We start from the raw sequence: 19,866 nt of genomic DNA, 5'->3' as shown, positions 1-19,866 counted from the left end.
ACGGTTTGCCGGATGGTCTTGTACCCCATACAACAACTCCTCATAACGTGAAAACGTGCATATACGGATGAACAAGACTATAGCTATACCTACAAAAAGTCAAAAACAGCATGATAGCAATCATGGGATACGGGTGTATGGCGTCAAGTATGCCGAATTGTGCTGATGATTCGCTTCTGCAGTGGCGTCAATGCACGGTACATGGAGTGTGGGCGGGCGGCAAACGCCCGCAATCGGCGCCGCCCCCATGCCTTCGGATTCACGGAACGCACGGGGGCGGCGGCAGCCACGGGCGCATATGCAATAAACCGGGTACGCCCGTGGTTGCCCAACCCATATGTGGGAAGGGGACGGGGCGCACCCGGCTTATTGCATGAATAGCGGGGTGGTTCAGACCGTGCCGACGCCCATCGCGGCGAACGCGTCGCCCATGGTGTCCGCGCCACCGGTGTCGACCGTCGGGGCGGGCATGTTGAAGCCCTTGAGCGGGTCACGGTCCTCCATCGTGAACAGCGGGGTGCCGTCCCCCGTCTTCACCACGGCGTTCACCACCGCCTTGATGCCCATGTTGCCATTGACGACATACGGTGAGAACCAGATGTTGGCACGCACCCAGCAACCGGCGTACAGCTGCTGCATCGTCAACGGGCGTCCGGTGTTGAAATCCACCAGCAGGCTGCGTTCCGCACCCGTCTCCGGATCCTGCGCATGCGCCAGATCCTTCGACGTGGTCAACCGGATGAAATAGCGGCCGGCGAACTCCGGGTACACATCCTTGCGCAGTTCGCCATTGTGCTCACCACGGGTGAACCGGTCCGTGTCACCGTCCTTCAACGGCAGCTGCAGGGTCTTGATGAACGCGGGATTGTTCGGATCCTTGCCGGCGAACGGCACGAACTTCGCCTTCGTCTTCGGGTCATACCCGCACTCCTCGGTGCAGCCCTGCTTGATGGCGGCCATGACGGCCTGCTGGATCGCACGGTAATCCGCGGACGTTTCCACGGTCCTGTCCACACCATCCACGGTTTCCGTCCCCGGCTTCTTGTCGATCAGCAGCGTGAGCTCGTACTTGTCGTTCATGCTGGGTTTGAACAGGTGGACGAACGTGGCGATGGCCGGTTCGGGAAGAATCAGATCAGACATGGCATGTTCCTTACTGTGTGCCGTACCCAACACCCAGCCCACTGCCGGGGTGGAGGCAACCCGTACTATGCGTCCCGACCGGGCACACGGACCGTTTCCGGCATGAACTGTTCGCACATCGTCACCCGCCGGCCCTGCACGAACGCCGACTCCAACGTGCGCCCGTCGAAAATGGCGACATACCCCTCCGCGTACGGGATCCTGTCACCGGGGCAGAACGCGCCGATGCTGCGCGCCAACGACACGGCGCCAGCCGCATCCCCCCGGGACGCCAACAGGTCAATCCGGTTCTTCGCCTCCCATCCGGCCGTCTCCCACGCCGGCGGCGCCGGATACACGCCGGATGCGGGTTGGTTGGAGGGGGTGGGCGGCATGGGTGGGCGGCCCACATCCCTCATGGGGTTCGCATCGAACTGTCCACCCGCCCCATTGGGCGCCCCTTTCGGTTTACGCATGACCGGCATGACCATCATCCTTTCACGATTCCATATGACTGTTGTGGTGTACGCACCCCACCTATGCGCCGACACCCACCCCGTCATCGGGGCCATGCGCCATATCCGCCATACCGTCCGGGATCATCGCCGCCCGTTCGCCGCGTGGCCAATACGACTCACGCGCCCGAACCAACAACCAAGTCGACAGACGGCTGGGCACCCGGTCGCTTTTGCGCCTGTTGTGCTTGGCGCACAACCACACCAGGTTGCGCCGGCTGGTGGCGCCCCCACGGCTCCACGGGTAATGATGGTCCATCTGCTCACCCATGCGCGGGCAACGGATCAGACCGCACATGCGGTGCTCGCACTGGTTGCCGGTGCATTGTGTGATGAACTCCCGGTCCGCGTCCGAGAACAGGCGGCGTGGATCACGGTCGAACGGGTTGTCCGGTTTGCGCATGGGCCAACACGCCACCAACACCGCCATCGCAACCACAACCACGACGATTGCCGCCACCCACAGCCACACGGTGGGGATGCCTGGCGCACGCCATGTGGGCCACCGCCACCCGGACAACGGGTTGAGGCTGATGTCGGCCGCATACTCCGGACTGTCCGTTTCAGCCAACAACCGGTCATGCACACGGATGCACACACCGCCCACATACCCCATGGTCCCCATGCCGCCGGAACCGGCCACGGCCCACAGGGCATGGCGCGCCCACCGGTGCGCGCCCATAAGCCTGCGCGCCAACCGGATAGGATGCCACATGGGTCAACACCACCCGAACACGGCGCACACTACCGCAACAGGCATGATGAGCCAGAACACGGCACCTATCCACAACCCCCACTTGTCCCGTGAGGATTGCGACAGGAACCGGTCACGCTCCCGGTTGCGTTGCTCCCTATCCATACCCTATCCACACCTCCCATGGTCCGGTCCTCTCACGTCCCACCGTCTATGCGCGCATAGACGCGCCCCATGAGCGCTTACACCACTTTGGCCATGGAAACCCTCCCCCTGCTGCGATGGGGCGACGTGGCGGGCAGTCTGGAGAACCGCACCGATGACGTCATCGACCAGATCACCGGCCTGTTCGGCTCCATCCCCGTAAGCGTCGAAGGGGTGATGCTGAGCTTGGGCAACGGATTGTGGACCGCGGGCGCGAAACTGTTGGGCATGTCCAACGGCAGCGAACAAACCATCGCGGACGCAATGGGACCGGTCAGCAACCGGGTCGTCAAAACCATATACGACACGTTGACGGGCACGATGATGATCCCCGCGCTGATCGTCGCCGCCACCATCTGCACCACCATCTTCATGGTATTCAAAGGCCAAGGCGGCCGCGTGCTATTGCAACGGTTCACCGCCCTGATCGTAGGGTTCGCGTTCGTCCTCGGCATCGGCGCGCAATGCAGCCAACACCCCGACATCCCCGCCACCGGCACACCATGGTGGACATACCAGTTCGCCGACCAGCTCGTCGGCAAAACCGGCAATCAGCTCACCGGCGCGTTGGATGCGAGCATGAAATCCACCGGCGCGTTCCTCGCGTCCACCTCCACCACCAACAAACTCTCCTGCCGGCGCTACCTGGCGCGGTTGGGCGCGGAGGCATCCATGGGCCAGGATGATGTGATCCTGCGCAGCATGAACACGATGTGGGAGGAAACGGGGTTGCGCATGTGGGCGCGTGCCCAATACGGCGCCGGGGAGAACGGCACGGAGGTGTTCTGCCGTGTGCTGGAGTACCGGGCGGGCGCCAACCCGCTGGACCAGGCGGACCGGACGAACGCGGCCGCCATGGCCACCCCACCCGGCCAAGGCGGCGACACGGAACAACGGCTCCGGTCCCTCAACGGGTCCAACTCGCCGGTGAAGGCCAGCGGGTATGCGATGGCGTTCAACCCGGACCTGCTGATCATCGACGGGGAGGGGCCCACCGGGTCGGACAGTGACATCAAACCCGCCGCGTCGGCGAAAATGCTCGACCGGATGGTCACCATGTGGGACGTGTGCACCTGGAGGGACGGTGAGGGTGACAACGGGTACGTGTCCCGTGGCGGCTGGCAATGGGTCGACGCCGTCACAGGCCCCAACCGTGGCCTTGGTGAAAAGAACAAACTGTCGAACTATTGCCGGGTGGCGGTCAGCGGCGAAGGTGCGTTGGATGGCAGCACCAACAAGGATTGGCGTGTGTGGGCGGTTGAGGACAGCACCAAGGGCGAAGAACTGCAACACCAGTTGAAGGACACGGCACTGGATGCCGCACGGGCTGCGCTGTCGGGCGCGGGGTTCTCCACCTCCGAACAGCAGGAGATCATAGGGGCGATCCAAGCGGGCAAACCAATGAGCGCGATCATGTCCATCGTCACTAATTTCAGCCTGCTCACCAACCCGTGGAAAATGATCGACGGCGCCAAAGGGGTGCGTCAAGCGTACGAGGAGTACCACAGGCTGCTTGGAGAAAGCGCGCAGACCGTCAAGGACGGGTCGGGTGATGAGCAGGTGCAGGCCAACCGCACCCGCATCGGCAACCTGAACAACCCCAATGACGGTGCGTTGCGTGCGGTGGTCAAGAAGTTCGATCTGTCGAACTCGAACACCGCATGGCAGTGGGCGGCCCGCACGCACACGGACGCCAGCCAGTTGGAGAACACCATCAAGGCCATCGCCACCGTCAACCAACAGCACGGCAGCGCGCAATGGTCCGATGTGGGCGGCGGGTTTATCTTCGCCCTGAGCGGTCTGGTGAACATGCTCATCTGGGGCGTGGGCTTCGGCCTGCTTCGCCTGTTGGCGGTCGCGTTGGCGTGCCTGTGCGCCACCGGGTTGTGGTTCGCATTGATCGTGTGGGCGGTAAGCCCCGACCGGGGGCGCAAAACCCTGTCGAAGACGGTGACCAGCATGCTGGGCATGATCGCCACCCCCACCGTGCTGGGCTTGTACATGGCGGTCTCGTGCATCCTGATGAACACGATCATGATGGCGTTGGGCATCGTCGACCGCAACGGCAACACGGCGGCGACGGTCATGGTGATGGGCGTGTGCAGCCTCGTGCTTCCCTTGGCGAGCGTGCTGGGGTTGCGGTGGTTGTGCATCCGGGTGCTGCATGTGGGCGACCCGTTGAGTTTCGGCGCGCTTGGCGTCATCGGCTCCACCGTGGGCCAGGGGGTGCGCAAGGCGGGCCGTATGGCCATGGCCGCCGGTGGCGCCCTGGCCGCCGGCGCCACCGGCGGTGCGGTCGCCATGGCCGCGATGAACGGCGCCCGGGCCGGGTCCGTGTCGGACGCGTTGCAGCACGGCTACCGGCAAGGCCAGCATGGACAGCATGGACAGCACGGTGCAGGCAAGGGCACCGGGGCAGGCCGGCATACGGCCCAATCGAACCAACAGTCGGAAGCGGACCGGGCGGTCGGCTCCCCCAATGGACACGACGGGAATGCTTCCGGTGTGGTGGACAATGCGTTCGAACGCCAATTGGAACGGGAGCAGGGTGATCATCTGGACAGCATCAAGAACAACCTGATGGTCGAACACCCCGATTGGGACGAAGAGCGGATCGACCGGGAGGCGCGTGACCGGTTGGCGGCGGACTCGGGCAACATGACGCAGCTTGCCGCCAACAAAACCGCCCGGAACATCGTCACCCGCAAAATGGAGCACGAGGAACTGGTCAAGGTGCGTGCCGAACACCCCCAGGCAAGCGAGGAGGAGGTGGCCGCCCTGGTCAAACAAGGCTTGGCCGGCCGCCAAACGGAACGCGATGAGCAGATCAGTGAGGTGAAGCAACAGTTGCTGGCCGGACATCGGCAACGTGAACAGGTGCGTGTGCAGGCGGAACATGAACGTGAGTTGATGCGAACGGCGACGGGCCGGTTGCAATTGGCCCGTGAACTGCACACGGACGGGGATGGTGGCGTGCACCGTACGCGGGCGGCCATGGCGTTCGCCCGCGGTGAGGCCCACCGTTTCAACGAACAGCATCCCGTCCTGTCCCGTGCGGCCGGTGTCGCGGGTGTGGGCGCGTTGATGTTCACCCCATTGGCCACACCCGTCGCATTGGCTGTGGCCGGCCGGGGTATGGCCAAGGGCGCGCAGCACGCAGGCCAGGCCATCCAGAACACGCAGATGCGGGCGCGGGACGCAGCCGGGCGCGCCAAGGGGTTCATGTCCCTGTTGGCATCCCCAACAGGCCCCACGCCGGTTGCGGCGCCACACATGCAACCAGTGGAACAGCAGGCGCGCATGCGCATGGGCGCTCCCGCCACCCCCATGGGTCAACAAACCGGACCGGGTGATGTGCGACCGGTGCCGGTGGCGCAAACGGCACCGCGCCCGTCCATCAAACCCGTGGCGTCCCCGCCTGCGCCACCCCAACCCGTGTCCGTGCCCGTGGGCACACCAACCGGGCACGGTGCATAGAACATGGCCGGCAAGGAATCTTAGGAAAGGATGATGGGGTATGGACGTGTTGGACAACACCAGCGCACTATGGTGCACGAACCCCGTGCCATTGCACGACGGCATGGAGGACCTGTACCACACCTGGTTCGCCGAAAGCGCCGGACAAGCGGACGGGCAGACGGTCAGCGTCCAACCATGGTCGCCCATGCCGTGCCCCACACCATGGGCGAACACCATGGACACGGTCACCAACATGTATTTGGGGTTGCCGATGATCTGGCTGCCCCAAGAGGTGTGGGCGCGCTACGGCACGGAAACCAACGCCGCATGGCACATGCGCATGATGCTCACCCTCACCATCCTCAACCAGGTGGACGTCGCCGACCATGGGCAACTCACCTACCAGTTGATGGACACGATCCCCACCAACCCGGACCGTTTGGCGGCCATGGCACTGTCCGCCGCCACCGGCGAGGGCAGTGAGGACGCCGACCAGTGCCGCCAGACAGCGGCCGCATGGGTGGACGTGGCATGGCCGGACGGCTACCCGTTGGCGATGTTGTGCGCCTTGGCGCGTGACCTGGTGCCCGTATGCGAGTACGGCAGCGCCGTCCTGTCCGCCTACACGGCGGTCGCGTACGCGACGGTTGGTGCGGACGGGCAACGGTACGCGGTGCGTATGCTGCGCACGCTCCGGGACGTGTACCCGCAGGTGTTCACCCCGGACGCGTTGACGCCGCAAGCGGTGACCGGCTGGTACCGGGCACACCGGCAGCAGGCGGTGGACATGATGAATGTGTTGGCGGACCTCAACCTCGAACACCGTGACATGGCCACCACCGTCGCCAACCTGTTGGCCTAGGCGTTTGGTTGGGGTGCGTCCCCCATCAACTCCTTGAGCACATTGCCCACGTCGGCTTGCGCATGGCTCGTGCCCACATCAATGGTCACGGGGATGTCCTTGATGGTGAACGGTATTGGCGCGAACGTGGCGCACACCATTGGCGAGGTGTTGTCCGTGGAGTTGTACCCCACATGGCACTGGGTGTTCTTCTGATCCTCCTCCGGCATGGAGTTCAGATACGTGAGCGCGGGGAACCACTCCTTGTCCTGATCGAACACCTTCCACGCCTTGGCGCGCATGCCGGTGCCGGTGGCGGCCCCGGCGTGTGTTCCCAGTGTACTGGGTGTGTGCCGGGTGTGGCGCACAGGGGTGTGGCGTGTGGGCGCATAGACATGCGGCGTCCCATACAGCGTGCGTGAAAGGATACGCAGATGACAAGCAGGAAATGGCAATTGGCGGCCGGGCTTACCGGACTGGCGCTGTTCGCGTCGATCGGCGTGGGTGTGGCGCCCGCCATGGCGGCGGACATCCCCGCCGGCACCGACCAGTTGACGATCACCGCCGGTCAGGGGTCCACGTTGGCGGGCAAGAACCTGACCGTGTACCGCATCGCCGAATACCCGGATGTGGTGATGAACGGCAACGATCTGGCGAGCCTGTCCGCCCGTTCGGTGAGCAACGCGACCGAACAGTGGGTGAAGGCCGCATTGGATGCGCAGCATGTGACTGTCAAAGCCGGTGACAACGCGGCAAGCACCCTGCTGCGTGTCACTGATGATACGAACACGGTCCGCCAGTTGGCGGCCCGGTTGGCCACGAGCGTGGACGGCAAGGATTTGCAGAAGAAGACCGTGCCGGCATCCACCACGGAAAGCGTGACGATGCAGTTGCCGGCCGGCTATTACCTGGTCACGGACACGGATGGTGTGCCGATCCTCATCTCCTCGACGGTGCGGGGCAAGAACAGTTTGAACAGGAAGCCGATCGGCAGGACGACCGTCAAGTCCAACGGCATCAAACCGGAGAAGAAGGTGAAGAACCTCGCCGGCCAATGGGTCGATGAGGCGTCCGCCACGAATTCGGAGACCCGCGAGTACCGTGTGCGGTTCACCGTGCCGAACGCCGCCGCCGTGCAGACCGTCACCATCGGGGACGTGATGGAGAACATGGAGTATGTGGCGGGCACGTTCCACGCGACCGTGGATGGTGCGGATGTGACCGGCCAGTTCAACACCCCCACGAAAACCGGCAACGGGTTCACCGCCGTGTCCAAGAACACGTTCGTCGCCGCCCATGAGGGCAAGCAGGTGACGGTCACCTACAGCACCCGCATGACCACATTGGACAAGTCCAAGCCGGCCGTCAACAAGGTGGGTGTCACCCCCGGTTGGAAGGACGGTGTGTTCCTGGATGGCCAGCCGAAACCCACGGTGCCGACGGTCACGACGACGCTCAACACGTACGATTTCGGGTTGCGCAAGGTGTCCGCAGGCAACACCAGCAAGACGGTCGCCGGCGCCGGGTTCAAGATCCAGAACCAGTCCGCGTTGCATCAGAACAAGTGGATGAACTGGAACGCCGGCACGAAGCAATGGTCGTATGTGGATGCGGAAAACGCGGCCACGGAGTTGAGGACCGGCGCGGATGGCGTGATTGATTTCCGCAGCCTGGGTGCGGGTACGTATCTGGTCAAGGAGACCACCGTGCCGGATGGGTATTTCACGCATATCAAACCGTCGTTCAGGGTGACGATCACGGAGGACGGCAAGGTCACTGCCGTGGGTGTCGATCAGGCGGGTTTGGTCACCGGTGTGAACAATGCGGATGGCAAGGCTGGTGTGCCGATGGTGACGGTGCAGAACGTGGATAACGTGTCGCAGTTGCCGAAGACGGGTTCGTCCACGTTGGCGGTCCTGTTGTTCGCCGGCATGGCGATCATTCTCGCAGCCGGTGCCGCGGGCGTTTCCGCGTACATGCTCAAGAGCCGTGCCTGACCGGCCGGCAACCTGTTGGAAAGGACTGATTGTGAACACCAGTACTCCTTCAAGGCTGCCCCGTTGTGTGGCCGCCATGCTCGCCCTCATCATCGCCGTTCCTGTGGCGTTGATGGGTGTGGGTGTGGCGGCCGCTGCCCCATTCGTCCCCATGGGGCATACATCGGAGGGGTTGCCTATCTATGATCTGCAGGAGACGTTGGCTCGTCCTGAGTATTCCAATGTGCAGATTGATACCACCAATGTCACCAAAGAGAACGTCATCAATGTGAATGGGTTCGAGGTGGATACCTCAGGAACATACACTGGGTGGATCCGTTGGCGGCCAACGAAGAAAAACGCATCTCTACGCGTCACCAATATCGGCACTTACCGCACTTCTGACGGGAAGCCCCACCAGTTGCAAGGTGATTTCATAGTTAACGACTACCAGAAGGCCGTTTTCAGCATCGATGGCCCTGCGCAGGGGTCGAATGCGCATGGCACCTGGTTCGGCGCGGGTGGCGATTATAAATACCCCGGCACTGTGGCCAAGTACATGGACTATACGTTGAGGCTTCTGGATGAAAACGGCAATCCCATGCCGGAAAACATCAAGGGATTGGCGGGTTTTCAGGATTTGGACGGCGAACCGAATAACGGGCCGAAGGAAGGGGTGCAGTTACTCGGCGGGTTCGACGGAGCTTACGTACGCCGTGACACCCATTTGGCACAGTATGGGTTCAATGGTTGGAATGGTGGCATGGACCCCAATAACAACCTGTTCGATGATCATGCCCAGAAGCATTATCTTGGTGTGACTTTCGCTGGCAATACCTTGAAACTGAGGTATGACACCGTTGGTGGCCGCCAAGCGTCCGTTCAGCCGATCAAAGCGTTGGTGGCATATGAGCTGAAGTACGATCCGAACGCCCCGGACACGAACAACGGTGTGCCAGTCATGGACGGTGATGGCATTCCCACGCAAGGCGTGAAGAACGGTTGCCTCGTCTACTATGTGGGTGGTGACACTATCAATCTGGCGACCGGGGCCAAGGATGGAGACTGTTGGGATTCCTCCCAGTTGACCCGTCCCGGATACACCTTCAAGGGCTGGTCACCGGACCGGAACGCCTCTGCGCCGCAGGCGCAGATCACGATGCCGCATGAGAACACGACTGTGTATGCGATCTGGGTGAAGAATGTACGGTTCACGTATGATGCGGACAAACCCGCTGAATACACGGGCAGCATGCCGGGTGTGCCGGATGCGCGTGAGTTCTCCCCCGGTGCAACCGTGCCCAACACCTCCCCATGGAAGACGGGAGCCACCAACATCATCCGTGGATGGCGGTTCGACGGGTGGAAGACCGGCCGGGATGACACGTCCGCCGCGTACGGGTTCGACACGACCCCCATCACCCAGGACACCACCGTGTACGGTTCGTGGACGCCCCTGACCATCAACCTGCATTACGACGCGAACGGTGGCGAGGGTTCTCACCCGTCGCAGAACACGCGGTGGGATACGACGGTCACCATCCCAAACGATGTGAACGGTTCGTTCCACCGCGACGGGTTCACGTTGACCGGGTGGAACACGCAGGCGGACGGCAAGGGCACCGCGTACCAGCCAGGCAAGGGTGTGCCGATGGTCGACCATGACGTCACCCTGTACGCCCAGTGGGCGCCGCTGGCCACGACGATGCCGGAGACCGGTTCGGCCACGCTCGCCTGGCTGATTGGCGGCGGCGCATTGGTGCTGTTGATCGCGGTCGGTGCCGGTGTGTGCGTGTGGAAGCTCCGCCGCAAGGCATAACCCCTGACCGGCAAAACCTCTGGTGGCCGTGTGTGTGCGCCCCATGCCCGATTGCGGTGTGGGGCGCACCCTTGTATGGGATGGGTGTGACGTATAGGGCGGGGTCATGGACAAGCAGGATGAATGGGAATGGATCGTCACCGGGCATGATCCGGCCCGTGGACGGTGCACGCGCCGTGGTGAACGGCGGGCCCGTGCGCACCGGCGCCGCCTGGTGCGGGTGTTGACTGTGGTGATGGTGGTGTGCGCCCTGTTGGGTGTGTTCGTGTTCGCGTGGATCATGGTGGAACGCCATGAGGCCGGTGTGGAGCAGGCGCGGGCGGCCGCCATGGCCGTGCAGACCGACCCGGCACGGGACCTGTCCGCCCAAGGGGACAAGTACAACCGGGCGTTGGCGTCGAAACCGCAGGTGATCGGGGAAACCCTGTCGCAAGATGGGGTGTCGGGTGATTTCTCGTTCGCCTCCGACAAGGCGTATTGGGGTGCGGTGGATTATGGCGACGGGGTCATGGGCCAGTTGCTGATCCCCCGCATCCATGTGGACATGCCGATCAGGCATGGTGCTGACGCGTCCGCGTTGGACCGTGGCGTGGGCCATTTGCATGGCACCAGCCTGCCCGTGGGCGGCCAAGGCACGCATGCGGTGTTGACGGGGCATACCGGGGAGGCGGACAAGGCGTTGTTCAGCCGGTTGGACGAACTGGAACGGGGGGATGTGTTCACGATCCGCACCGGCACCCGCACCCTGTCCTACCGTGTGGCGGACATCCGCACCGTACTGCCCCGGGACACGAAGGCATTGCGGATAGAACCGGGACGGGATCTGGTGACGTTGGTGACGTGCACGCCGATTTTCGTCAACTCGCACCGGTTGCTCGTCACCGGTGAACGCATCCCGGCCGGTGAGATGGCCGCCATGCGCGCGCACGCCCCTACTGTGGCCGGCGGTGTGGACCCGGTGTGGATGGCCCGGTTGGCGGCTTTGGGTGTGGGTGTGGCGGGCTTGCCGGTGGCCGTATGCTTGTCGGCGCACCGGCATGCGGGACGGGTGGCGCACCGGAGGCGCTGACCCCGCAGCCAAAAGGACGCATGGGGCCGGCAACATCGTTCACAGGGAAAAGGAGGGTTGCCATGATGCCGGATGTGGATGTGCGGGCGTTGACCGATACGGCATTATGGGAGCGCATCACCTGGTGCGCGCGCAGCCAGGACATGTGGGCGCCAGATGGCGGCCGTCAGCAACGGTGAACGCGGCCCCGCCTACCGGCAGGCGTTGGCGCAATGGAAAGAGGCCAGGGGGGCGTATCTGGCGGCGATGGACGAGTATGATTGCCGGACCCTCATGCGCCGCTACGCTCCCCTGTCCCCCAGCGAACTGGATGCGCGACTGGTGGCTTGGGACCGGCGGGCCGCCCGGTTGGCCGGACACATGCGCACCATGGACGCGGACGGGCGGGCATGGCGGCGTGTGCGCACGCAATGGCAGTGGGCGTGCTTGCATGGTGAGGCGATCCGGCGCTTGCGCCCATAACCCGCCATCAGATCGCAAACCACCCCATGTGCTTTCCCGGTCGGCAAAAGCACATGGGGTGGTTGTTTGGGAACTGTCCGCTGCGCATGGTGTGCGGGTCAGGGTTTGTATGGGTGGCAGTGCCACAACACGATTTCACGTTGGTTGGGCAGAAACGGTTCGGGGTTGCCCGGCAGGATGAACTCATGGTCGGGTTGGCCATGCCGGTCCCTCCACTTGTCCCACCGGCGTTGGTTGACCTCGCCCGCACGGGAGCGTTTGCGGGAGAACAACACCACCGCCACGAGCGCGCCCACGGGGATCAGGCAATAGACGAGCCAATTGCCGGCGAACACCAACCTGAGTGCGGACGCCACGAGCGCGCCTGCGGCGGCGCCGCCCAATAGGAGGAACAGGTTCGTGGAGGTGATCCACACGCGGCCGCCCACATGCAGCTCGTCGACCTGTTTGACCCGTTCGCCCGACACGCGCGTCAGATCATACAACACGGTTTTCCCCCCGGTGTGCTTACAGGTGGAAGATGGCGGCGATGATGTTGAGGAGCACCTGCACGAGCGTCATCACCAATGAGGTCAGGAACGGCAGGATCTGGGCGGGCAGGATGAAGATCAGGCCGGTGAGCATGCCGGCGATGCACCAGATGACCTTGCCGTTGCCCGCGTTCATGCTTTGGCCCACAGGGGTTTGCGGCCAGAACTTGCGGATGACGAGCAGGGTGATGGTGATGATCAGGAACACGGCGCCGATGATGATCAGCAGTGTCTTCAACGTGGCGTTCTGTTCGATGTAGCCGCATGCCTGTTCGATGGCCTGCCGGCTGGGTTGGACGATTTGCGGGGCCGCGGCCAAGGTGACCTGTCTCATGGTGTTCGCCTTTCCTCAACACCACCCGTCCGTGACGTGGTGGTGTGCTTGTGTTCACATCCCCCGTCTATGCGCGCATAGACGGCCGGCATGGCTTGGTGGAGGAAACACAAGGATGATGACGAATGGTTCGCGGATCCGACCAAACAAAGCGAACCGGACCCGGATGTGCAACTGGTCAAACTCCAGGCGTCCCGCACACGCTGGTGGCGGCTGGTCACATGGGTGACCCTGTTGTTGGCCGTGTACGCGGCCTTCACCGTATCCAACACGCCCACCCCGGCCACACCCAAGGGCGTGTCGTTGAATGAGACGGGCAAACAGGCCGCGTACAGCATCACGGAGCAATGGTTGGCCACGGGGCACCCGTTGGGCGCCCAGGCTCGGGTGGTCAGTTGGGACGGTGCCACCCGCACCCCTACCAGTGGCGGTGCGGTGTACCGGCATGTGCTGACGGTGGCCAACGGGGCGCGCTGGTGGCGGGTGGCCGTGGCGGTCAACCGGGACGGCACGCCCATTGGGTATCCGAACGCGAGCCCGGTGGCGGTGCCCGACACGCTCACCCCGGACGGGACGGTCGGCTGGAGCGGCACGATCAAGGATGCGCAAGGCTCGGACGCGCTCTCCACGCTCGTCACCCAATGGGCGCAGGCGCTCACCGGGTCGGATGCGGACCGGCTCAAGGTCATCATGGCCGACCCCGATCCGGCGAGCGTGTACCAGCCGTTGGGATTGGACGGGCAATTCCAGTCCGCGACGGTCGACCGGGTCGCGTACGCGGACATGGGCAAGGTCGACAAGGAGAACCAGACCAGTGATAGGGCGTTCGCACGGGTGACGATCTCCATGACGGGCCGGGACAACCAACCGGTGCAATACGGGTTCGACCTGTTGTTGGCCGACCCGGACGGCACACCACGCATCCTCGCGTGGGGTGCGCCGGGGGATGCGCCCGGGTTGCGTGAGTACATGAACCGGTGGCATGGCAACCTGTTGGACACGGCCGGCGGGACGGGTCAGGGTTCCGGCCCGTCCCCCACACCCGTTGACCCGTCCCCCGCCCCGTCGACGAATTGACGGAAGAACAGGTCGGGGTCGGACACCACATGCACATGGTGGCCCAACCGTTCGAGCTTGTGGTGGATGGCGGGTTGGGTGCCGTGCGTGCGGCCCCCGGGTTGTTTCAACTCCACGAGGAACATGCGCCCGTCGGGCAAAAACAGGATCCGGTCGGGTACGCCCGCCACACCGGGTGACACCCATTTGGCCGCCCATCCGCCATGTTGGCGCGCCAACATGGTGAACCGGTGTTCCACACTGCGTTCCCTCATGGCCGCCCCCGATGTTTGCCGGGCCGGTCCGGTTGCCAGCCGGCCGTGTATTGCTCCAGCACGGCCGCCATGTCCGCGTGTCCCAGCACACGGCACACGGCCGGGTCCAAACATTGCAACAGGCGGGTGTGTTGTTCGCCGGTCAACGCATGGTGTTCGGCGAGCGTGGCGAGCACCCGCGGATTGGGATCCCAGGACAGCTCGTCAATGATAGCTGCGGGCAGCGGGTCGTGTGCGGCCAAGGCTTGGCGTACCGCGGGAATGGGGTCGTGGGCCAGGCGCATTTGGGTGCGCAACGGCAACGGTTGGGTCCGGGCGGCCAGGGCGCGTACGGGCGCATAAGGGCTGTACGCGCCTTGTTCGGGGTGGGAACAGTACTCGTCATACCAGTGCATGACCATAAGGTATGCGTCCGGTGTGGTTTTGGGCGCATAGAGGGGATGCAGCCGGGCCACCCCCTTGGGGTGTGGCCGGTGGTAATTGGACAACACCATTGCCGTCACCCCGATTGTGCAATATGCGCGTTGGGTTGGCGGGGAAAGAACCGCGTATGAGCAAGCACCTATCCCAACCATGGCGCCCGGTCGCCATGGGCACCGTTGCCGCCGTGTTGGCGGCCGGCATGACCGTCGCCCCGGCGCACGCCACCGACACCCACCCCCACCCCCACCCCCACCCCCACTTCGAGCGCCACGGACACGCAGGACGCCACCCGTGACCGGTTGGAGGGCACGGTGCGGGCGGCCGAACAGGAACTGGACCGTGGATTGACGTATGAGGATACGCAAGCCGCAGCCCGGTTGCGCACCCTGACCGCCACCGCACGCCAACTGCTCACCGACACAGACACGGACACGGACCGGTTGGAGCAAGCGGACGTGCAACTGCGAACCGTGTTGGACGCGGTGCGCGGCACCAGCGTCCAGCAACGCCAGTTCACGCAAACCCTGCAACGGGCGCAAGCATTGGACGAACACGAATACCTGCCGGCCGGATGGGCCGCGTTGCAGGCCGCGTTGGATGAAGCCGGCCAGGTGGATGTGGACACGGCCAGCGCCACTCGGTTCGACACGGCCCGCACCCGGTTGGAACACGCGATCAGTGATCTGGCGACGGCCAAGTGGACGTTCCAAGGCGAACAACTCCACTATGACCAGGCCACCGACTCGTTCACCCTGACCATGGCAACCGACCCCAAGGACCAATTGACCGTCACCGGCCCCAACAACCAGTCGTTCACCCTGTCCGGCCCGGACGCGGTGTTCACCCAAGGCGCGGACACGTTGGGTGTGGGCGTGATGGAACGCGAATTGCACGGCACCACCCCGGGAGGCCAACAGGTCACCGTCCATGTGGCCGAACCGGCGGGCACCCCCACCACCGTCCATGTGGACGGCCTGTCCACACCACCCACCGCGTTCACCCTCACGGACAACGTGTGGACGGCACGCGCGGACGCGGCCAACCTGTTGGGCTCCACCCGGGGTGCGAATGGGGCGGTCACGGATGTGACCGCATGGGAGGGCCACGACGCCACCTTGTCGGACGGCACCCGCCTGCACGCCACCCTGGGCCCGGTCACCCTCGCCCAAGGCGAGCATGGCAAACGCACCTGGACACGGGACATCACCTACACGGGCCGGGATGCGCATGGCACCGTGGTGCGGGTGATCGTCACCGCCTCCCACACCTACGACCCGTCCGCCCAATTGACGCTGACCGCCACCAACGGGGACGGGGCCACTACGGATGTGTGGTCCAGTGGCATGCGGGACGCCACCGCACTGCCCGAGGCCATCACGTTGGATGCGTTGGACAACACCCGCATCGGCGAACGCTACCAGTTGACCGTCGGCGGGGTGGACCCCACCGCGAACACCGTGCGCGACACGCATGTGGCCAACAGCCTGGGCTCCAACGGCGAACGGGTGTTCACCGTGTCGTACACGGTCGACCAGTTGAACGGGACCGGCACCACGCCCGTGGCACGCACCGTCACCGTACGCCAACCGTTCAACCCGCCCGCGGAGGACACGACCCCCACGTTGGCGGTCCTGGAGGGGTTCATGATCAACGGCCAACCCCTGGCGGGGTTCAAACCCTCGGTCACCGCGTACACGATCACCGCGAAGCAGGGCGAGAAGGTGACGGTCACCCCGGTGGCGGGCACGGGCGTGAAAGTCGTGGCGGGCGCCAGCCGGCAGACGGCGTACACGACGGTGCAAACCTGGCAGGTCACCGGCCCGGACGGCTCCACCCGCACCTACACCGTCACCCTCGTGCGTGAACACACCGACAAGACCGCGGACGAGAGGTTCGAGCCACCCACCCCCACCGGGCAGGTGTCCGACAAGGCCAATCCCAGTGAAACGAACACCAAACTCGTGTCCTTCGGGTACACCCTGAATGGCGAATACCATCCCCAGGATGCCACCACGTTCACAATCCCCGAACATGGCGTGCTGGCATGGCGCTCGTACGCCGGACAGGTGGTGCAACCCACCGGCACCCGCATGCACGGCATGACATGGAAATACGATCTGGACGTGCTGGCCGCCGACCACACCACATACGGGCGCACCACGCTCACCGTCACCTACCTGACCCACGACACGCACCGGGCGGGCCTGACCGGCATCAAACTCGACGGCACCCCCATTGACGGGTTCACCCCCGACCGGTTGGAGTACACCGTGCCCGTCGACAACCCCGACCGGTATGTGCTCACCCCCGTATTCGACAAGATGACCGGCATGAGCGTAAGCATGGACAAACACGGCCATGACGCGACCATTGAAACGGTCAGCGCCGACGGGCTGGTCACCGTCACCTACCGTGTGCATGTGACCGCCAAGACCCCGGTGGACCAGGTCAAGGACGCGTTGGCCGCCACCGGCACCACCACCAGCGTGCTCATCTGGGCCAGCGTGGCACTCGCCGTGGTTGGTTTGGGTGCTTTGGCGGCGACCATGATCACGCGCCGCCGCCACACCACCCCGGACCCCACCAATGGCGACGGGGTGAGCATGCGGGACGAATAACCCGCCAACCGGCAACACAATAAGGGGGTGTGGTCCCCATGATGGGAACCACACCCCCTATCGCATCTGGTATCGGTGGCGGGTCATGGGCAGTGGGGTGTGTTGGCGCGCCGTGCCTGATCCATCACGACCGCGCACACCCCCATGCACTCCGCCAACCCATCACCCGGGCCCGCCAGACGGCCCACCACACGGAACGCGTCCAACACCCGGCGCCGCTGGACCGGATCCAAATGCTCCAACGCACGCCACGCGTCCGCCAACACCACATAATCATCATGGCCCGCCGCGAACGCACCGAACAACTCAGGCGCCCCCAGACCGGCCAAACACGTTCCATCATTCTGTTTCGTCATGCCCCATCCCGATGCGTCAGTCATACAACACCCCCGGATCCAACATGGCGGGGATCCGCCACCCGTCCAACCCGTCCAACCCGAACGCGGACACCATGCGCGCCAACTCACCGCGCGCCCACCCATCATCCGCCCGTCGGGGCACACCCGGGCTTGGCGTGAACCCATCCACCGTCTCCAACCGGTCACGCCACACCCGCCAATCGGCCGCATGGTGACGCGCCCGCTCCCGGCACAACCCCTCCAATTGGGTCAGCAGACTATCCGTACGCGCCGCATTGACCCACACCACATGCGTATCCGCACACGCCCCGTACTCCAACATCCGATCCCACCGGCGGAACTTGGACGCCAAAGAGAAATTCGCGCTCGCGGTCAACTCCACGCATACGCGCAGGTGTTCGCCGATGAGGGTCACATCGGGGCCGCCGTGCCCGGCCAACGGGTCGCCGGTCAATAGGCTGAACCGTCCGTACAATTCCCCCACGGTGCGCCACCCGTGGTGGCGGGCGGTGATGCTCAACGTGGCGCACATGAGGTTGTGTCTGTCGTATTGGCGTGCGCCACGCAACGGGCCGGGCCCTATGGCGGCCGTTTGCATCGGGGTGCATCCCAACTGGTCGAGCACGGGTTCGATGGTGGTGTGGATCGGCAGGCGCCATGCGGTGAACGGCGTGTAGCCGGGGGTGCTGGATGCGCGCCCGGTGATGGACAACGGGTAGCCCACGTCCACCAATCCCATGGATGCCATATCCATGTAGATCAGGGCGCGTGGGTTGGCGGGCAGTTGCGGGTCCAAGGCGTGCAGTTGGCTGGTTTCCACGGTGCGGTGCTCGTGGATCAAGGCGAGGGCGCGCAACACGAGCGGCAAACGCCGTTGCAGGCGTTGTCTGGCCTGGGTGGGGTCGGTGAGCCATGCGGGCCGGTACCCCAACGTGTGGTCCCACCAGTTGAGTTGGCTGCCCATCGCCCAATACTTGTCATCACTGGGATCGAACATGCCACACCCCTATGCCCCCACCCTCGTGGGCTATTATCCGCGCCAAGGAAAACAATACGAACCGAAATGAGATTGTTTTTGCATTCATGGGTGATCGGTGACGCAGTGGCGTCCCGGGTTTCTTCACCGACATGCAGGTTTCTTCACCGACCGCACGGGCGATGTCGGTGAAGATAGGTAAGTTTCTTCACCGACTTTTGAATGTCGGTGAAGGCTCCTAAGCCTACTGCTGATTGGGGTTTATGAAGTTTCTTCGGTGACGCACCGACTTTTAAGGTCGTTGTATAGGGGAGCCGATTTGAGGGGTTCCTTTATAAGGTCGCTGCGTCGGTGAAGAAAGTTGTTTTCAGGGCCCTGAACACCAATCGGCAGTAGGCGTAAGCAGTCTTCACCGACATCACTGCGTCGGTGAAGATACCTGCATGGTCGGTGAAACGTGTGGTTGGCGCCCGCGACCCATGTCACCCGCCCAACATGAAATAAAACCCTCCTGCAGTACAGTATTATCGGTGTCATTATTTGCATGCCGTGTGTTGTCGTGCATGCTGGTGGCACACCCCGGACGCATAGGGCGGGGCATGAAGACACCCCCACACGACACGCAGTCGGCCGCCGCGGGCGCACGGCGGGCGCACGGTTGGCGCGCATGGCCGGCATGGATCGGCCACAAGGCGACCACCATATGGCATGCCATGCGTTCTCCACGCGGCCGGCTGATGACACGAAGGATCGTGATGGCTGTGGTGGTGGTCGCGTTGGCGCCGTGGATCACGGTGCTGTACCGCATCATGCTCGTACGGGGAGGCGTTCGACCAGATGCTCATATGGTGCGCCCTGTTCCTCATATGGCAGACGCGCCGCACAGTACGCGACTGGAACCACACCACCGTCACCCCTACCGGCAAGGACAACGATCATGAGGCCACAACACACCATGCAGAGAACCAGCCAGCACACCCCACTCCCCCACGCCAATCATGCCGTGGCCCACGCAAACGCAAACGGTGAGGACGCGAACCGTCCCGTCACCCGCCGCCCGGACGGCACCCTGCCGGCCAGCATGCGGTTGCGTCTGGCGTTGTTCAGCCACACCACCATCATCCCCTGACCCTC

20 protein-coding genes are annotated in these 19,866 nt (G+C 64.0%); 10 read left to right on the top strand and 10 right to left on the bottom strand.

The window, feature by feature from the left end; all coding sequences use genetic code 11:
- Window positions 1-390 precede the first annotated feature (390 nt).
- The 3 genes from BCUN_RS02750 to BCUN_RS11295 form a co-directional block, all read right to left on the bottom strand.
- Window positions 391-1,143 (bottom strand): ssDNA-binding protein, encoded by a 753-nt coding sequence (locus BCUN_RS02750; protein ID WP_051920558.1) that lies wholly within the window; start codon window positions 1,141-1,143, stop codon window positions 391-393.
- Window positions 1,144-1,208: 65 nt separating this feature from the next.
- Complete coding sequence (locus tag BCUN_RS11300; protein WP_152598046.1) at window positions 1,209-1,541, bottom strand: hypothetical protein; 333 nt, start codon at window positions 1,539-1,541, stop codon at window positions 1,209-1,211.
- Between the two features lie 118 nt (window positions 1,542-1,659).
- Window positions 1,660-2,352 carry an HNH endonuclease gene (locus tag BCUN_RS11295; protein ID WP_051920553.1) on the bottom strand — a complete coding sequence of 231 codons (693 nt, stop codon included), beginning with the start codon at window positions 2,350-2,352 and terminating at the stop codon, window positions 1,660-1,662.
- A gap of 213 nt (window positions 2,353-2,565) precedes the next feature.
- Here BCUN_RS11295 and BCUN_RS02735 point away from each other — a divergent pair, with 213 nt between their 5' ends.
- Both BCUN_RS02735 and BCUN_RS02730 read left to right on the top strand, forming a co-directional pair.
- Window positions 2,566-6,012 carry a hypothetical protein gene (locus tag BCUN_RS02735; RefSeq protein ID WP_152598047.1) on the top strand — a complete coding sequence of 1,149 codons (3,447 nt, stop codon included), beginning with the start codon at window positions 2,566-2,568 and terminating at the stop codon, window positions 6,010-6,012.
- A gap of 40 nt (window positions 6,013-6,052) precedes the next feature.
- Window positions 6,053-6,856 carry a hypothetical protein gene (locus tag BCUN_RS02730; RefSeq protein ID WP_033515403.1) on the top strand — a complete coding sequence of 268 codons (804 nt, stop codon included), beginning with the start codon at window positions 6,053-6,055 and terminating at the stop codon, window positions 6,854-6,856.
- Here BCUN_RS02730 and BCUN_RS02725 read toward each other — a convergent pair.
- A complete protein-coding gene (locus BCUN_RS02725; RefSeq protein WP_152598048.1) occupies window positions 6,853-7,116 on the bottom strand; it encodes a hypothetical protein in 264 nt (87 codons plus the stop codon). The genes BCUN_RS02730 and BCUN_RS02725 overlap by 4 nt on opposite strands.
- A 153-nt stretch (window positions 7,117-7,269) precedes the next feature.
- Between BCUN_RS02725 and BCUN_RS02720 the strand changes: the two genes are divergently transcribed.
- From BCUN_RS02720 to BCUN_RS02705, 4 genes are all read left to right on the top strand, one after another.
- Complete coding sequence (locus tag BCUN_RS02720; RefSeq protein WP_081895482.1) at window positions 7,270-8,832, top strand: SpaA isopeptide-forming pilin-related protein; 1,563 nt, start codon at window positions 7,270-7,272, stop codon at window positions 8,830-8,832.
- Window positions 8,833-8,863: 31 nt separating this feature from the next.
- Window positions 8,864-10,630, top strand: coding sequence for an InlB B-repeat-containing protein (locus BCUN_RS02715; protein WP_152598049.1), 1,767 nt, complete (start codon window positions 8,864-8,866; stop codon window positions 10,628-10,630).
- Window positions 10,631-10,736: 106 nt separating this feature from the next.
- Window positions 10,737-11,699 carry a class C sortase gene (locus BCUN_RS02710; RefSeq protein ID WP_051920551.1) on the top strand — a complete coding sequence of 321 codons (963 nt, stop codon included), beginning with the start codon at window positions 10,737-10,739 and terminating at the stop codon, window positions 11,697-11,699.
- A gap of 156 nt (window positions 11,700-11,855) precedes the next feature.
- Window positions 11,856-12,161: a hypothetical protein gene (locus tag BCUN_RS02705; protein WP_033515411.1), complete on the top strand. Its 306-nt coding sequence runs from the start codon at window positions 11,856-11,858 to the stop codon at window positions 12,159-12,161.
- 98 nt (window positions 12,162-12,259) lie between these two features.
- Here BCUN_RS02705 and BCUN_RS02700 read toward each other — a convergent pair whose 3' ends face one another.
- Together BCUN_RS02700 and BCUN_RS02695 are read right to left on the bottom strand one after the other, a co-directional pair.
- Window positions 12,260-12,649 carry a hypothetical protein gene (locus tag BCUN_RS02700; protein ID WP_033515413.1) on the bottom strand — a complete coding sequence of 130 codons (390 nt, stop codon included), beginning with the start codon at window positions 12,647-12,649 and terminating at the stop codon, window positions 12,260-12,262.
- A gap of 19 nt (window positions 12,650-12,668) precedes the next feature.
- Complete coding sequence (locus BCUN_RS02695; RefSeq protein ID WP_033515415.1) at window positions 12,669-13,025, bottom strand: hypothetical protein; 357 nt, start codon at window positions 13,023-13,025, stop codon at window positions 12,669-12,671.
- A 90-nt stretch (window positions 13,026-13,115) separates the two neighbouring features.
- Here BCUN_RS02695 and BCUN_RS02690 point away from each other — a divergent pair, with 90 nt between their 5' ends.
- Window positions 13,116-14,102: a hypothetical protein gene (locus tag BCUN_RS02690; RefSeq protein ID WP_051920547.1), complete on the top strand. Its 987-nt coding sequence runs from the start codon at window positions 13,116-13,118 to the stop codon at window positions 14,100-14,102.
- Here BCUN_RS02690 and BCUN_RS11755 read toward each other — a convergent pair.
- Window positions 14,042-14,356 carry a VRR-NUC domain-containing protein gene (locus BCUN_RS11755; RefSeq protein ID WP_081895481.1) on the bottom strand — a complete coding sequence of 105 codons (315 nt, stop codon included), beginning with the start codon at window positions 14,354-14,356 and terminating at the stop codon, window positions 14,042-14,044. The two genes, BCUN_RS02690 and BCUN_RS11755, sit on opposite strands and share 61 nt — an antisense overlap.
- Window positions 14,353-14,751: a hypothetical protein gene (locus BCUN_RS02680; RefSeq protein WP_152598050.1), complete on the bottom strand. Its 399-nt coding sequence runs from the start codon at window positions 14,749-14,751 to the stop codon at window positions 14,353-14,355. Before BCUN_RS02680 ends, BCUN_RS11755 begins: the two co-directional genes overlap by 4 nt.
- A gap of 155 nt (window positions 14,752-14,906) precedes the next feature.
- Here BCUN_RS02680 and BCUN_RS12130 point away from each other — a divergent pair, with 155 nt between their 5' ends.
- Both BCUN_RS12130 and BCUN_RS02675 read left to right on the top strand, forming a co-directional pair.
- The gene (locus BCUN_RS12130) at window positions 14,907-15,074 is read left to right on the top strand and encodes a hypothetical protein (protein WP_156100113.1); all 168 of its coding nucleotides are present in this window, start codon (window positions 14,907-14,909) and stop codon (window positions 15,072-15,074) included.
- Window positions 15,075-15,078: 4 nt separating this feature from the next.
- Window positions 15,079-17,397, top strand: coding sequence for a hypothetical protein (locus tag BCUN_RS02675; RefSeq protein WP_034258269.1), 2,319 nt, complete (start codon window positions 15,079-15,081; stop codon window positions 17,395-17,397).
- Window positions 17,398-17,480: 83 nt separating this feature from the next.
- On the opposite strand, the gene BCUN_RS02670 is transcribed toward BCUN_RS02675, so the two are convergent.
- Window positions 17,481-17,753 carry a hypothetical protein gene (locus BCUN_RS02670; RefSeq protein ID WP_129870895.1) on the bottom strand — a complete coding sequence of 91 codons (273 nt, stop codon included), beginning with the start codon at window positions 17,751-17,753 and terminating at the stop codon, window positions 17,481-17,483.
- Window positions 17,754-17,769: 16 nt separating this feature from the next.
- On the bottom strand, window positions 17,770-18,753 hold the full coding sequence (locus tag BCUN_RS02665; RefSeq protein WP_033518357.1) for a hypothetical protein: 984 nt from the start codon (window positions 18,751-18,753) through the stop codon (window positions 17,770-17,772).
- Window positions 18,754-19,735: 982 nt separating this feature from the next.
- On the opposite strand from BCUN_RS02665, the gene BCUN_RS12860 reads away from it, so the two are divergent.
- On the top strand, window positions 19,736-19,861 hold the full coding sequence (locus BCUN_RS12860; RefSeq protein WP_274518370.1) for a hypothetical protein: 126 nt from the start codon (window positions 19,736-19,738) through the stop codon (window positions 19,859-19,861).
- Window positions 19,862-19,866 lie beyond the last annotated feature (5 nt).

Source organism: Bifidobacterium cuniculi (assembly GCF_000741575.1).
Lineage (GTDB): Bacteria > Actinomycetota > Actinomycetes > Actinomycetales > Bifidobacteriaceae > Bifidobacterium > Bifidobacterium cuniculi.
Note: the sequence above shows the minus strand (reverse complement) of the source record. Positions and strands in the feature narration are given on the sequence as shown.